The sequence below is a fragment of the Nitrosomonas sp. Is79A3 genome (assembly GCF_000219585.1).
Lineage (GTDB): Bacteria > Pseudomonadota > Gammaproteobacteria > Burkholderiales > Nitrosomonadaceae > Nitrosomonas.
Genome location: NC_015731.1, coordinates 3,769,279 through 3,783,444 on the forward strand (window position 1 = coordinate 3,769,279; position 14,166 = coordinate 3,783,444).

Below are 14,166 nucleotides of genomic sequence, written 5' to 3' on the forward strand. Positions count from 1 at the left end.
TTTACTTTTTTATGTCTGAAATTGTAAAATTGTATTCTGAATCAACCACGTGGCCATCTACAGAAAGCACCCGGAATTTAACTGTATAGCGTCCCGGTTGCATATCCGGTAATTCCAACACAACGGACTTCGGATCCTTTGAATCAACTTCCACTTTGTTATCTGTTATCGATTTTTTATCCTCATTGAGTACCGAAAGAGCTGCATACGCGGGTTCAATTTCCTCATTGAACCAGAGATGAATCCGTGCGGGCGGTGTGGAAAGCACTGCACGGCGAGCAGGTTCGGCTTTAACCAGGGAAGCATGCGCTAATACTTGATTTGCATGCATAAGCGTCATTGCCACTACTATTACAGATAGTGCTATAAATCGCTTAATAATGTGGACAGTCCCTATTATTTTCATTCGAAATATTCCTTTCAGATTTGTTATATTATCTTGTGCGAGAACAGTTTTAATTTAGTTACAAATAGCTAAAACCAAATAGCTTTTGTTGGATTTGATTACTGTAAGCCAGAATAATTCACCAGCGGCGATCCAAAACAAACACCTTAAAAATATAAAATAAATTCGGCGTTTACCCTATTCATACTTACAGTAAGAAGTCATGATACATAATGATCTTTCCCAACTAATCTGTAAATAGTGGAATGATCCCCAAGTTCCACAATATCCGCAAATAGCCGTACATTTCTGCGGTACATATTCCCTTTATTTGCAATAAAGTACATTACTCACCGGTAAATATTGTCCTGAAGCCGTTTCTCCGGTCCAAAAGCACTCGCGATATCTTGCAGAAAGTTACTCTGCGTGAACAGTGACTTAAGTTCCAAACAGAATAGCTAATTTACTAGCTGAATATTATAATCGTCAACAACTTTATCCATAATTGCAACCTTGGCATGGGACTGTCAAAACGATTATGGGAATGTAAGAATACACGAAGAGTGAAAGTGGACAATTCCATTATTCGCTAACATTTTGAAATATGAAGCTTTCGGAATTACTGAAAACACATGTCAGCTTACCTTCATAGCTATCATAGTGTTGCCAGAGAATTAAGCACACCGCTTTCGCCATTTAATGGCGATGGCCTATTTTTCCTGCCATTAGGAATAAGACTTACGTGCAGTGCGAACTCGCTCTGACACGATCACCGCTTTCTTAATAATGCAGTATGCTTACATCTCTGACCAACCAATGACACCTGTATAAGCTGTTAGCAGAATGATGATGCCAAACACAATGCGATACCAGGCAAATACAGTAAAATCATGATTACTGATAAAGCGGAGCAGCCCGCGCACCGCCAACAGCGCACTGAGGAATGCAGCAACAAAACCCACTGCAAACAGACCTAAATCATCCCATTCTAAAAACTCGCGGTGTTTATAGACATCATAAAAGGTGGCTGCAAACATGATGGGAATTGCCAGGAAAAATGAGAATTCGGTAGCAGCTTTGCGCGACAAACCAAAAAACAACCCGCCAATAATCGTAGCACCCGAGCGCGAAGTGCCCGGAATCAATGCGAGGCATTGGGCCAGACCGACTTTCAATGCGTGCTTCCAATCCATATCATCGACTTGTTCCACTTCAATCACATGTTTCCTGCGCTCCGCCCACAAAATTAGGAAACCGCCGATGATCAACGCCAGCGCAACCGGTACCGGATGAAACAAATAGTATTTGATGGTTTTAATGAACAGTAAACCCATGATCGCAGCCGGCAGAAACGCAATCAGCAAGTTGATCACAAAACGATTGGCTGCCGGATTGGACCCGATACCACGAATCACGTCTATGATCTTACTGCGATATTCCCAACAAACCGCCAAAATCGCACCCAATTGAATCGCGATAGTAAAAACCATAGCACGTTCATCGTTAAAATCAAGCAAATCACCAACCAAAATCAGATGACCGGTAGAAGAAACCGGCAGAAACTCGGTCAATCCCTCAACAACGCCCAGGATCAACGCTTTAAACAGTAAAATTAAATCCATATCGCGTTGTTGTTATGCTTTTATAAAATTAAAATTGACAATAAGATAAGCAGGCCAAATTTACAATTTACTGTAAATTTCCGCACCCTTTTCCTTAAACTCTGCTGATTTTTGCGCCAGCCCCAGCTTCAAGGCTTCTTCTTCAGCAACCCCCTGATTCGCCGCATACTCCCGCACATCCTGAGTAATTTTCATGGAACAGAAATGCGGGCCGCACATAGAACAGAAATGCGCCACCTTTGCGCCATCCTGTGGCAAGGTCTCATCATGGAACTGTTGCGCTTTATCCGGATCAAGACTGAGATTAAATTGGTCTTCCCAACGGAATTCAAAACGTGCTTTGGACAGCGCGTTATCCCGAATTTGCGCGCCGGGATGTCCTTTTGCCAGATCCGCTGCATGCGCGGCGATCTTGTAGGTAATGATACCGTCCTTGACATCATCCTTGTCCGGAAGGCCCAGATGCTCTTTAGGCGTTACATAACACAACATCGCTGTACCGTACCAGCCAATCATGGCCGCACCGATGGCAGAAGTAATGTGATCATAACCAGGAGCAATGTCCGTCGTTAGCGGACCCAGCGTATAAAAAGGCGCCTCATCGCAATACTTCAATTGCAATTCCATATTTTCCTTGATCAAGTGCATCGGCACATGGCCGGGTCCTTCGATCATGGTTTGCACATCATGTTTCCAAGCTACCTTAGTTAATTCACCCAAGGTTTTCAGTTCGGCAAATTGCGCTTCATCATTGGCGTCATAGATTGAACCGGGACGTAACCCATCGCCGAGCGAGAAACTGACATCATAAGCCTTCATGATCTCGCAAATTTCTTCAAAGTGCGTGTACAGGAAACTTTCTTGATGATGCGACAAACACCATTTGGCCATAATCGAGCCGCCGCGGGAAACGATGCCGGTCATGCGTTTTGCGGTCATTGGCACATACGCGAGGCGCACACCGGCATGGATAGTAAAGTAATCAACACCCTGCTCGGCCTGTTCGATCAGCGTGTCACGGAAAATTTCCCAGGTTAATTCCTCCGCTTTGCCGTCAACTTTTTCCAATGCCTGATAAATAGGCACTGTGCCAATCGGGACCGGGCTGTTGCGGATAATCCATTCGCGCGTTTCATGAATGTTCTTGCCGGTAGACAGATCCATCACCGTGTCACCGCCCCAACGGATCGCCCAGGTCATTTTTTCCACTTCTTCCTGAATACTGGAACCCAATGCGGAATTACCGATATTCGCGTTGATCTTCACCAGAAAATTACGTCCGATAATCATTGGTTCGGATTCAGGGTGGTTGATATTCGCTGGAATGATGGCGCGCCCGCGTGCTACTTCATCGCGCACAAACTCCGGTGTTATCCGTTTGGGAAGTGATGCGCCAAAATCCTGCCCGGGATGCTGGCGTGTAAACAGCTCATGATTTTGCGCACTGAAAGCCTCAACGCACTGATTCTCACGAATGGCGATAAACTCCATTTCTGGTGTAATGATGCCACGGCGCGCATAATGCATCTGCGTAACATTCAATCCAGCCTTGCTGCGGCGCGGCTGCCGTTGCAAATTAAAACGCATGTCCGCAAGCTTAGGGTCATTTAAACGTTCCAAGCTGTATGCCGAATTAAGGCCGGATAATATTTCGGTATCATTACGCTCTGCGACCCACTTTTCACGCAGCGCAGGCAATCCGGAGCGGATATCTATCTTTGTTGCCGGATCGGAATAAGGACCGGAAGTATCGTAAACCCAGATCGGCGGATTTTTTTCCGCGCCGGTACTAGTGGTAGTATCGCTCTGCCGGATTTCCCGCATCGGTATCTGAATGTCGGTTCGCGAGCCTTGTACATAGATTTTGCGTGAATTCGGTAGCGGTTTTACGGCTGCCGCATCGACTTCGGCGGTTGTATTGGAAAAACTTTTGGGATTTAAAACTGTAATGCTCATAATAATGTTGCTCCTTAGTTAAATGCCATAAAGAGCGGGAAGATAAATCCCAGCTTCCCTACGGCGGCATTATCCGCGTCAGGTATTAAGGGACTATCTCACCAAATATCAGACAATTCTGAAAACGGACCCCTAGCTGATGCTGTGAAGCTAATGGAAATGTGAAATAATTGCAAGTCTTACACCAATTTAAGAATATGGATCAAGAAATGAATCTCGAACAAACTCGGTTTAATATGGTTGCCCAGCAAATCCGGACATGGAGTGTATTGGATGACAACGTACTGGATTTACTGTACAAAATAAAGCGTGAAGAATTTGTTCCAGCCGAAAATCGCGCAATGGCTTTTGTGGATATGGAAATTCCGCTGGGTTATGGCCAAGTAATGCTTACCCCCAAAATGGAAGCGCGCATAGTACAGGAACTTCATGTTAAGAAAACAGACAAAATTCTGGAAGTCGGCAGCGGCAGCGGGTACTTAACGGCGCTACTGGCTGATAGAGGCGCACATGTTTACAGTGTTGAAATTATTCCAGAACTGAAAGCAATGGCAGAAAATAATCTTAAAGCGCATGAAATTACGAATGTAACTGTCGAACAAGGTGATGCTGCGCGCGGATGGCCGAAGCATGAACCTTATGATGTGATTGTTTTAACCGCATCGACACCTGTTTTACCCGATGCTTTTCAGAAAAGTCTGTATCCGGGCGGACGGTTATTTGCGATTGTCGGAGAAGATCCGGTCATGGAAGCTTTGCTGATCACTTGTGTAGCGCCTGGCGAATTCACCACAACCAAGCTGTTTGAAACCAGTACAGCACCGCTCATCAATGTACTGCAACCGTCAAGGTTTACCTTTTGAGTATAAAAGAAATTACGTGTGTCATCCAACGCAGCATGCAACTAATCGCTGAAGTCTCATCAGCTCCGAATTCCTATCGGAACAACCCATGAAACTCTTGCAATTTGTTTTTGCTGTCTTTATAAGCTTTATATGGCATCCCGCTCTGCAAGCTGCCGATTTGATGGATATCTATCAGGAGGCTTTATCCCAGGATCCGCAGTATCGATCGGCACGGGCTGCTTATCAAGCTGCAGAAGAAAAATTACCGCAAGGTAGAGCTGGATTTTTACCGAATATTACTTTCTCCGCAACACGCCAGGTGCAGGAAGTGGAAACCAGTTTCGCCGGTACTAATATTATTCAAAATCGGGGTCTAGTGCTTTCCGCGACGCAACCGCTCTTCCGGATGCAGAATATTGTCATTTATCAGCAATCAAAAATAGAAGTTAGCAAAGCCGATGCGCAATTTGTCGTTGCTGCACAGGATTTGATTTTGCGGGTTGCGCAAGCGTATTTTGATGTTTTGGATGCTCAGATTGATGTCGAAGTCGCCGAGGCACAGAAAAAAGCGATTCTGATACAACTGGAACAAGCCAAGCGTAACTTTGAAGTAGGCGTATCCACCATTGTGGATACCAATGAAGCGCAAGCACGTCATGATCTGATTATTTCGCAAGAAATCGCTGCGCGCAATGCACTTGAAATCAAGAAACGCACGTTACAAGGCATTATTGACCGCTTCCCTGAAAATCTCGTGGGCGCTAAAGAAATTGCCGCCGATTTGACTAATTTGCGCTATAGCAGCATGGACGAATGGGTGCGTGTGGCTGAAGAAAAGAACTTTGCTCTGAAAATCCAGCAAGCTGCGTATGAAATAGCGCAACAGGATGTAAAAAAAGTCTGGGCGCAACATTACCCGACAGTGGATCTGGTCGCTCAATACAGTGATCAGACCGGTGTTGGTGGTGCGATTACTGGCCGTGGAATTGATCTCACATCAAAATCAATCGGTGTTCAACTTAATTTTCCCATATTCCAGGGCTTTTCTGTGCAGTCCCAAGTGCGCGAGGCATTGGCTCTACAGAATAGAGCATTACACGATCTGGAGAACACCCGGCGTAACATCACGCTCCAAATACGCCAGCAATATCTGAATGTCACGAATGGTATTGCGCAGGTAAAAGCACTTAAACAAGCTTTGATATCCAGTCAAAGCCAGTTAGATTCAACTATTCTTGGACAACAAGTCGGCGTTAGAACCGAAGTGGATGTGCTGAATGTACAGCAACAACTTTACTCTGCCAAACGCGACTTAGCCAAAGCTTATCACAGCTATTTAATGTCCAGATTACGTCTGAGCGCGGAAGCGGGTGAACTGGACGAGGATATGCTGACGCAAATTAACGCGATGCTGACCAAGTAATCGGCAATTCCTCGAAATGAAGGCAGGATGATTCCAAACACGCTAACGAGGACAATCTCTGGGCGGTTAAACCTGCCAAACGAGCACGGAAAAAGCAGGTGAAAAAGTGTAGTTGATCGCGATAAATGAGAATTCTAGCTTGTTTTTAGCATCACAACGACAAATCCGATAGTTTTCAACGGCCTTGTTAGCCCGATTGATCTGTCTTCGCTTCTTCCTGCCTTATTGCATTAGAAGTTTGGCTACGTGTCAATTCAGCTGGCAGATCACGCACATGCAAATCGAGTTGTGGAAAAGCAATTTCAACGCCATGCTCGGCAAATAATGCCATGATTCTTGTATTCAGCGCATTCTGGACTTCCAGCCGATGAATTACTGTGTTAACGAATACGCGAAGCTCAAAATCGAGAGAGCTTGCACCGAAAGTCAATAACCAGCATGAAGGTTCTGGTTCCGCCAGCACCCGCTCATCTTCCCTGGCGGCCTGCAATAGCAACGTACGTACTTTGTCAGCATCAGCGCTGTAAGCAACCCCAACCCGGATAACAACACGAGTAATCGTATCAGTCAATGTCCAGTTGATGATCTGGCCAGTAATGAAGGTTTTATTAGGAATCACGATTTCTTTGTTATCGAAATCAAGAACAGTGGTCGCGCGGGTACGGATACGGGTGACCCGGCCGGAAAGATCGCCGACCGTGATTACATCACCCACCCGGAACGGCCGCTCAAACAACAAAATGATGCCGGACACAAAGTTAGCAAAGATTTCCTGCAGGCCAAATCCAAGTCCGACCGTTAAAGCTGCCGCCATCCACTGCAACTGTGACCAACGCATGCCCAGAAAACCGAATCCCACCAGGGTTCCTCCAATAACGATAGCGTAGCGTAACACGCTGGTGATGGCATAACGTGAAGCTGCATCGATGCTGATATGTGACAATAGGCTAATCTCGATCAATCCCGGCAGGTTTCTGGCACCAACCGTAGTCAGAATCAAAGTAAAAATACCCAGCAATACAGCCATCAAAGTAACCGGTTGCTGGATCGTGGTTCCATCCGGACCGCTGTCACTGAAGTACCACAGCGCGATCTCGTCTAAACGCGCGATGGCTGGCAGCACTCCAGACCAGACCCAAATCAGACCCAGCGCGAGCAGGCTCAAACGCAGCGTCCGCAGCAGCCGCCGGGTTTGCGCGTTAACTTGTTCGAGCGTGATATTTTCTTCTGGCTCTGCTGTTACCTCGCCGGCTACCACGCTATCTTGAGCTGCCTTTGCGCGGCGTTCCTCTAGCCGCTGCAACATAAGACGCCGTTCTCCAAGCAGAAACCAGCGCGAGAGCATTCCCTGCACGATAGCAATCGTTACGATTACACCAAAGCTTGCCAATAACGACTGCAGCATCATACCCGCAGAATAGATATAACCGGCTAGCGCCAATGTTGCGATAGCCAGCAATAACACCGGCAGAATCAGACGCAGCAGCTTGCGCAGCTTCGACGATTCACCGGTTTCGCCTCGAACAACCCAGAGACGTCCAACATCCAGCAGGCGCCAGAGGGACCAAGCAAGTCCCACGCAACAAAGCACGATAGCAACGCGCGCCTGCACATCAATAGCCAAGTCGAGTTTACGGATGAATGCCAGCGAATCGATGAAATACAGCGGTAGCACTACCACAGCAATTCTCGGCAAACCATCGCGCAATGCGGCACGGCGTTGCCGGGTCCAGCGAAAATGCGCGTGACCAAGGCCACGTTCAATACTGATCCAGCGCAGCAGTTGCACTACCAGTAACGGAATTACCAGCAACATGCAAGCCTGGCCCACGGAATGACTGAATCGTCCGGGATCACCGATACCTTGTAGCAATTGCCCCAGCAAGAGCAACATGACAGGTCCTGGCAAAGCAGCCAGCAGTGTCCATCCTAAGGCTTTAATAGTCGTCTGGTAGCTATCTTTGCGAATCTGATAGGTATCAATTGCTAAGGTCTCAATATGCGCTGGGGCGCGGCGCCGCAGTTCCAGCAAGACCAGCATTAACAGCAGGCTGCCAAGCCAGGTTAGGGGTTGCTGGCGGAAGCTGCGCAGACCGAGCTTGGCCGTGGTAATAAAACGCGATGGCTTGACCAAGTCGAGGAATCCTTCGGGGAGCCGTTGCAGCCAGTCTGCATCGATGGCACTATGGCTTGGAATCCATAACAGGTGGCGATCGAGCATTTGTTGCAATTCTTCGGTAGCCTGGATCTGCTCCTGCAGGGTTTGCTCGCTCTTTTCCAGTGCCGAGATACGCCGTTGCAGTAAAGGCTCCAGCAAGACTAAAAGTTCGGCACGTTTTTGCAGCAAAGGGAGTAACTGGTTATTAGCATTTTCTTCGGCGTGACCCTCGTCGCTTGTTTCCGGGCGCGCCTCCGTCAATGTCCGGGCAACAGCATCAATATCGACCAGGCTTCGTTGCTGTTCGCTTAGCACGACCCGTTCCAAGCGTAAATCAGCCAAGTCATTGCGAATCAATTTCAACCGGTTTTCAAGTCGAACCAGAGATTCCAGCCGTCGTCGCTCACTCCACAACCAGCGGCCAACGCGTTCGCTGGCACCCCCCACATCAAGCCTGGTTCGGCTATCACGCAAGGCTACTGCAGTGCGTTCGCGAGCTCCTTCGATACTGGCCAAAGCAGCACGATCATGTGCCAAATTTTCATTTTGTTGTATGAGTTCCTCACCCATCGCACGATTCGTAGTGGCTGCGGATGCCAGAATCGCAGCGGCGCCTGCCAGCTCTCGCTCTCGTTTAATTAATCGCTCAACCAGCGACTCCAGTTCATTCCGGCCGCGATTGGCGATACGTTGCTGTAAATGTTTTACCCGTTTTTCATGTAATCCCAGCCGATAGCGTAGCTCACGTAGCGTCAGTTCGTAAAAATTCTGGCGCTGCGTGGCGGTATCCTGCTCAGCGAGGCGTAATTCCAGAGTTACTTGTAGCTGATGTTGCTCACCGCTACGACGCAAGCGCCGCGCTTCAAACAATACGGTAGGTTCATCTTTCTGAGCCAAGAAAGACACTGACAGCTCTTCGATACGGCGGCGTAATGCGGTAATTTCATCTGTGGCTTGAGCCGGACGCGATAACGCTTGAGCCAAATCGGTACCAACCGCATCGATCTGCGCACGCAGATCGCTAATAACCGTACGTTCCTGCTCCAAGAACTGTTCGAGCGTTTCTCCATCGGTATCAGCCGGTATACGCTTGGACCATTCAAGTAACTCCTGTTCACGATTTATTGTCAGAGCTTTTTGTAAGCGCTCTATTCTTTTTGGCTGATCAACAGTCTCAGCACGTAGCGCTGTCAAACGCTCTTTCAGCGTTTCTGCTTCACGCTCGTAAGCACGTGCGGCTTCAAGATGATCAATGGCTGCCTGCCGCTGGGTTTCTTCCATCTTACTGCGATCAATAGCCGTGCGTGCGGTATCAATAGCATTAAACACCGATGGCTGAGTTTTTGCGCCGGCAGTTGCAGGTGACAATAACGGAAGCACTAGCGCGCTGAACCAGAGAATGTAAAAAAACGATTTAAAGTTCAACAAGGGTTTTAACAGCATGAATGTATAATCGTGGAAAAGAGGGAGTAGTTATCCGGAGCGTATTACTAGCCCGATAAGGCTGTTCTACCGTACACTGAGCAACAGATAAGAATTGCAAATGCTTCTTTTGAAAAGCATCTCTAAAAACTCAAAATCTTAGCAAGAAAACTGAGAAGCGTAGCGCTCAATATAATTCTAATCTGCGCAAAAGTAAAAAAACAATTGTGTATCATCCAATCCGGCACATCATTTCACCTGCACGCAAGCAGCTTGCTTTATATTTTGTCCAGATGCCGTACGAACTATAGGCTGATTATTTCGCTAACTTATCATTCTTGCAAGTGATAAAATGACCGGCGAAGCTGGCTAGACAGTCGCCGCTTGTCGTTCGTTTAGAACGCAGGGGGAGGAAAGTCCGGGCTCCATAGAGCAGGATGACGGCTAACGGCCGTCCACCGTGAGGTGAGGAATAGGGCCACAGAGACGAGCGTATTTAGTTACGGTGAAACGCGGTAACCTCCATCCGGAGCAAGACCAAATAGGCAGGCGATGATGTTGCTCGCAGAGCCTGCGGGTAGGTTGCTTGAGTGTACAGGTAACTGTACATCTAGAGGAATGACTGTCCACGACAGAACCCGGCTTACCGGCTGGCTTCACCAAATTTATTATTTAACTGACCCAAATAGATTGAAACTCTCATGCAAATCAGATATCCGTTACACGATTAGCGCCGGATACTTTTAACAATCGCAATGATCCGTAAATTTCTCCGTAAAGTATTCAGCCGCAAAGCGCCTGCTTCCGAACCGAACGCAAAGCTGAGTCTGAGTATTATTCCTTTCAAACACCACGGCATCCGGCGCAACCAGATCACTCCCTGTGCACTTAAAACTGCCACCGCCCTTCAGCAGGCGGGATTTTCAGCTTATATCGTCGGCGGCGCCGTGCGGGATTTGCTATTGGGATTGACACCGAAAGATTTCGATGTGGCGACCAATGCGACACCCGAGCAGGTATACCAGCTTTTTCGCCGGTCGCGCATTATCGGGCGGCGTTTTCGCTTGGTGCACGTGATGTGTGGCGCCGAAACCGTGGAAGTTTCAACTTTTCGCGGACAATCTCCCGACGATGGTAATGATCACGCATCGGTGCAACTAACTGACCAACACGGCCGTCTTTTACATGATAATGTTTTTGGCAGCCAGGAAGAAGATGCCGTTCGCCGTGATTTCACAGTCAATGCGCTGTTCTATGACCCTGCCAAGGAAGAGATTCTTGATTACCTGAATGGTTATGAAGATATCAAAGCTAAAAAGATGCGTATTATCGGAGATCCGATAATACGCTTCCGCGAAGATCCGGTACGCATGTTACGCGCCGTCCGTCTGGCCTCTAAACTGGACATGCAAATAGAAACGGAAACCGCCAAACCCATTGGCGATCTGGCACCGCTACTGCAAAACGTCCCGCCGTCCCGCTTGTTTGATGAAATGTTGAAGCTGTTATTGTCGGGACATGCGCTGGCTTGTGTTGTTGAATTACGGGCGCGTGGTTTGCATCACGGTCTTCTGCCGATGCTGGACGTCATACTCGAACAACCTTTGGGCGAACGCTTCATCACCATTGCCCTGAAGAATACCGACGAGCGGATCAGACAAGATAAACCGGTTTCTCCCGGATTCTTGTTTGCCATACTGCTATGGCATGAAGTGCTTTCCGCTTGGGATTCATTCCAGGCTGCCGGTGAGAAACCTTTACCTGCCTTATTTAAGGCAATGGATCAGATCCTTGCGATACAACATAAGAAACTTGCGATTCCTCGCCGCTTTGATGCAATCATCCAAGAAATTTGGTCCATGCAGCCGCGCTTTGAAGCCCGCAGCGGGCGTAAACCCTTCCGGTTGATCACTCATCCGCGTTTTCGCGCGGCTTATGATTTCATGCTGCTGCGTTGTGAAAGCGGTGAATTGAACATGGAACTCGGTGAATGGTGGAAATCATTTCTATCCGCGGATAACGCAGACCGGGAAAAATTGTTGCTCAACCAAACTTCGCCTATAAAACGCAAGAGAAAACGCAGCCGTAAAAAATCTTCATCCAGTCTCGCTGTTCCTCCGGATGATTCCGCCAAAAATGAAGACGGTTAATTTATATTTCCCATGAGCAAAACACCGAGCCAGGCTTTTATTGCTTTGGGCAGTAATCTGGAAAATCCGATTTCCCAGATACAGCAAGCATTTGATGAATTAAAACAACTTCCAGGTACTCGCTTAATAAGCCATTCTTCGCTGTATAAAAGTGCTCCCGTTGGACGATTGGATCAGCCCGATTTTATCAATGCGGTAGCATTGATTGAAACGCATCTGGCACCGCATGAGCTGCTCAACGCATTGCTGGCTATTGAACACCGGCATGGGCGCGTACGCGAATCTTTGAATGCGCCGCGTACTCTGGATCTCGATATTCTGCTGTATGATGCGCTGCAGTATCATGATGCAGGATTGACTTTACCGCACCCGCGCATGTGGCAACGCGCTTTTGTCTTGAGGCCGCTGATAGAAATCGCTCCGGATTGTCACATTCCTGGTCACGGCCACATTGCCTCACTGCTAACCGCGTGCAATGAACAAAAACTAGAACAAATCAAAGCTTGAAATAATTCATCATGTTACTTGGTTTTTCTCGATAAAATTTGCCATCCGTATAAAGTATGAGAATTACACAGACCACTCTGCAAAAAATGCTTGAGAACAATGAAAAATTCACTGTTCTGACCTGTTACGATGCCACTTTTGCAACCATCCTGGAAAATGCGGGCATCGATGTCTTGCTAGTAGGTGACTCTTTAGGGAATGTTTTGCACGGAGAAAACACCACCTTATCCGTCTCGCTGAACGACATGATTTATCATACACGTTGTGTTGCGCGCGGCGTCAGCAAAGCATTCATCATTACCGATATGCCCTTCGGCAGCTATCAAGTTTCACCCGAACAAGCTTTTGAGAATGCTTCCAAAATTCTTGCTGCGGGCGCGCAAATGGTTAAAATTGAAGGGGGTCAAATCATGGCGGATACAATCCAATTTTTGACTCAGCGCGGTATTCCGGTTTGCGCTCATATTGGCTTGATGCCGCAATCGATTCACCAACTGGGCGGATACAAATTACAAGGTAATTCGGAGAAATCAGCAAAACAGTTGCTCAGTGACGCAAAATTACTGGAAAAATCGGGAGCAAGCCTGTTGGTAATGGAAGTTGTGCCGGCAAAACTCGCGAAAAAGATCACTCAGGCGCTTGCTATTCCCACGGTCGGTATCGGTGCAGGCGCCGATTGCTCAGGCCAGGTCCTGGTGCTGCATGATATGCTGGGATTGTCCCAGGGTAAAAAACCCCGCTTTGTGAAAGATTTTATGGCCGATGCAAAAAGCATCCAGGAAGCGATTGCAAATTATGTCACTGCTGTCAAAACCGGGCAGTTTCCAGGTAAAGAACATGAATTTTAATTGCTAATCTGAGCGTGAACATAATTAATGACATTACCGCGCTACGCAACAGTCTCAAAAGTGAACAACCGATTGCTTTTGTTCCAACCATGGGAAATTTACACGCCGGTCACCTGGCGCTGATAAAGCAAGCAAAACAGTTATCCGATTGCGTAGTCGTCAGTATCTTTGTCAACCGGCTGCAATTCTTGCCACATGAAGATTTCGTCCGGTATCCGCGGACTTTTGACAATGATTGCAGATTGCTTTCTGAACTAAATGTCAAGACTGTTTTTGCACCCAATGAAAAAATTCTTTTCCCTACACCACAAGAATTCTTGCTAGCATTACCCCCTGTAGCAGATACTTTGGAAGGTGCATTTCGTCCGGGATTTTTTCGCGGCGTTGCAACGATAGTACTGAAATTATTCAATATTATCCAACCGAATCTGGCTGTATTCGGGAAAAAGGATTATCAGCAATTGCATATCGTGCGTGAAATGGTAAGACAATTGAATTTACCCGTTGAAATTGTTGCAGGTGAAACCGTCCGGGCAGCGGATGGGTTAGCACTGAGTTCACGCAATCAATATTTGAACGAAGTACAGCGTGCAGAAGCTTGCAATCTTTATCAAACGCTCCTTCAGATCAAACAAGAAATTATTTCCGGTTGCAAAGATTTTCTGACATTACAAAAAAATGCAACCAACAATCTTGTTCAACGCGGCTGGAAAGTTGATTACATCAGTATTCATAAACGCAGCTCACTGCTACCCGCGCATGCTGACGATGTAGATTTGGTAATTTTGGGTGCAGCTTGGCTGGATAAAACACGATTGATCGATAATCTGGAAATATAAGATCAGACATT

10 protein-coding genes, 1 other RNA gene and 1 riboswitch are annotated in these 14,166 nt (G+C 47.2%); of the genes, 7 read left to right on the plus strand and 4 right to left on the minus strand.

Going from position 1 to position 14,166, the window contains the following annotated elements:
• Position 1: 1 nt before the first annotated feature.
• The 3 genes from NIT79A3_RS17550 to thiC all read right to left on the minus strand — a co-directional run bounded on the left by NIT79A3_RS17550 (position 2) and on the right by thiC (position 3,963).
• A complete protein-coding gene (locus NIT79A3_RS17550) occupies positions 2-406 on the minus strand; it encodes a copper resistance CopC family protein (protein WP_013967476.1) in 405 nt (134 codons plus the stop codon).
• Positions 407-1,182: 776 nt separating this feature from the next.
• Complete coding sequence (locus NIT79A3_RS17555; RefSeq protein WP_013967477.1) at positions 1,183-2,007, minus strand: undecaprenyl-diphosphate phosphatase; 825 nt, start codon at positions 2,005-2,007, stop codon at positions 1,183-1,185.
• A 60-nt stretch (positions 2,008-2,067) separates the two neighbouring features.
• A complete protein-coding gene (gene thiC, locus NIT79A3_RS17560; protein ID WP_013967478.1) occupies positions 2,068-3,963 on the minus strand; it encodes a phosphomethylpyrimidine synthase ThiC in 1,896 nt (631 codons plus the stop codon).
• Positions 3,964-4,001: 38 nt separating this feature from the next.
• Positions 4,002-4,107: riboswitch (TPP riboswitch) on the minus strand.
• Positions 4,108-4,172: 65 nt separating this feature from the next.
• Between thiC and NIT79A3_RS17565 the strand changes: the two genes are divergently transcribed.
• Together NIT79A3_RS17565 and NIT79A3_RS17570 are read left to right on the plus strand one after the other, a co-directional pair.
• Positions 4,173-4,826, plus strand: coding sequence for a protein-L-isoaspartate O-methyltransferase (locus tag NIT79A3_RS17565; protein ID WP_013967479.1), 654 nt, complete (start codon positions 4,173-4,175; stop codon positions 4,824-4,826).
• Positions 4,827-4,914: 88 nt separating this feature from the next.
• A complete protein-coding gene (locus NIT79A3_RS17570) occupies positions 4,915-6,231 on the plus strand; it encodes a TolC family outer membrane protein (protein ID WP_013967480.1) in 1,317 nt (438 codons plus the stop codon).
• Between the two features lie 187 nt (positions 6,232-6,418).
• Here NIT79A3_RS17570 and NIT79A3_RS17575 read toward each other — a convergent pair whose 3' ends face one another.
• The gene (locus tag NIT79A3_RS17575; RefSeq protein WP_013967481.1) at positions 6,419-9,832 is read right to left on the minus strand and encodes a mechanosensitive ion channel domain-containing protein; all 3,414 of its coding nucleotides are present in this window, start codon (positions 9,830-9,832) and stop codon (positions 6,419-6,421) included.
• A 340-nt stretch (positions 9,833-10,172) separates the two neighbouring features.
• Between NIT79A3_RS17575 and rnpB the strand changes: the two genes are divergently transcribed.
• The 5 genes from rnpB to panC all read left to right on the plus strand — a co-directional run bounded on the left by rnpB (position 10,173) and on the right by panC (position 14,155).
• An RNA gene (rnpB, locus tag NIT79A3_RS18070) (RNase P RNA component class A) lies at positions 10,173-10,473 on the plus strand.
• A 93-nt stretch (positions 10,474-10,566) separates the two neighbouring features.
• The gene (gene pcnB / locus NIT79A3_RS17580; protein WP_013967482.1) at positions 10,567-11,961 is read left to right on the plus strand and encodes a polynucleotide adenylyltransferase PcnB; all 1,395 of its coding nucleotides are present in this window, start codon (positions 10,567-10,569) and stop codon (positions 11,959-11,961) included.
• Positions 11,962-11,973: 12 nt separating this feature from the next.
• Positions 11,974-12,468 (plus strand): 2-amino-4-hydroxy-6-hydroxymethyldihydropteridine diphosphokinase, encoded by a 495-nt coding sequence (gene folK, locus NIT79A3_RS17585; protein ID WP_013967483.1) that lies wholly within the window; start codon positions 11,974-11,976, stop codon positions 12,466-12,468.
• 56 nt (positions 12,469-12,524) lie between these two features.
• Positions 12,525-13,316 carry a 3-methyl-2-oxobutanoate hydroxymethyltransferase gene (panB, locus tag NIT79A3_RS17590; protein ID WP_013967484.1) on the plus strand — a complete coding sequence of 264 codons (792 nt, stop codon included), beginning with the start codon at positions 12,525-12,527 and terminating at the stop codon, positions 13,314-13,316.
• A gap of 14 nt (positions 13,317-13,330) precedes the next feature.
• Positions 13,331-14,155, plus strand: coding sequence for a pantoate--beta-alanine ligase (gene panC, locus NIT79A3_RS17595; RefSeq protein WP_013967485.1), 825 nt, complete (start codon positions 13,331-13,333; stop codon positions 14,153-14,155).
• Positions 14,156-14,166 lie beyond the last annotated feature (11 nt).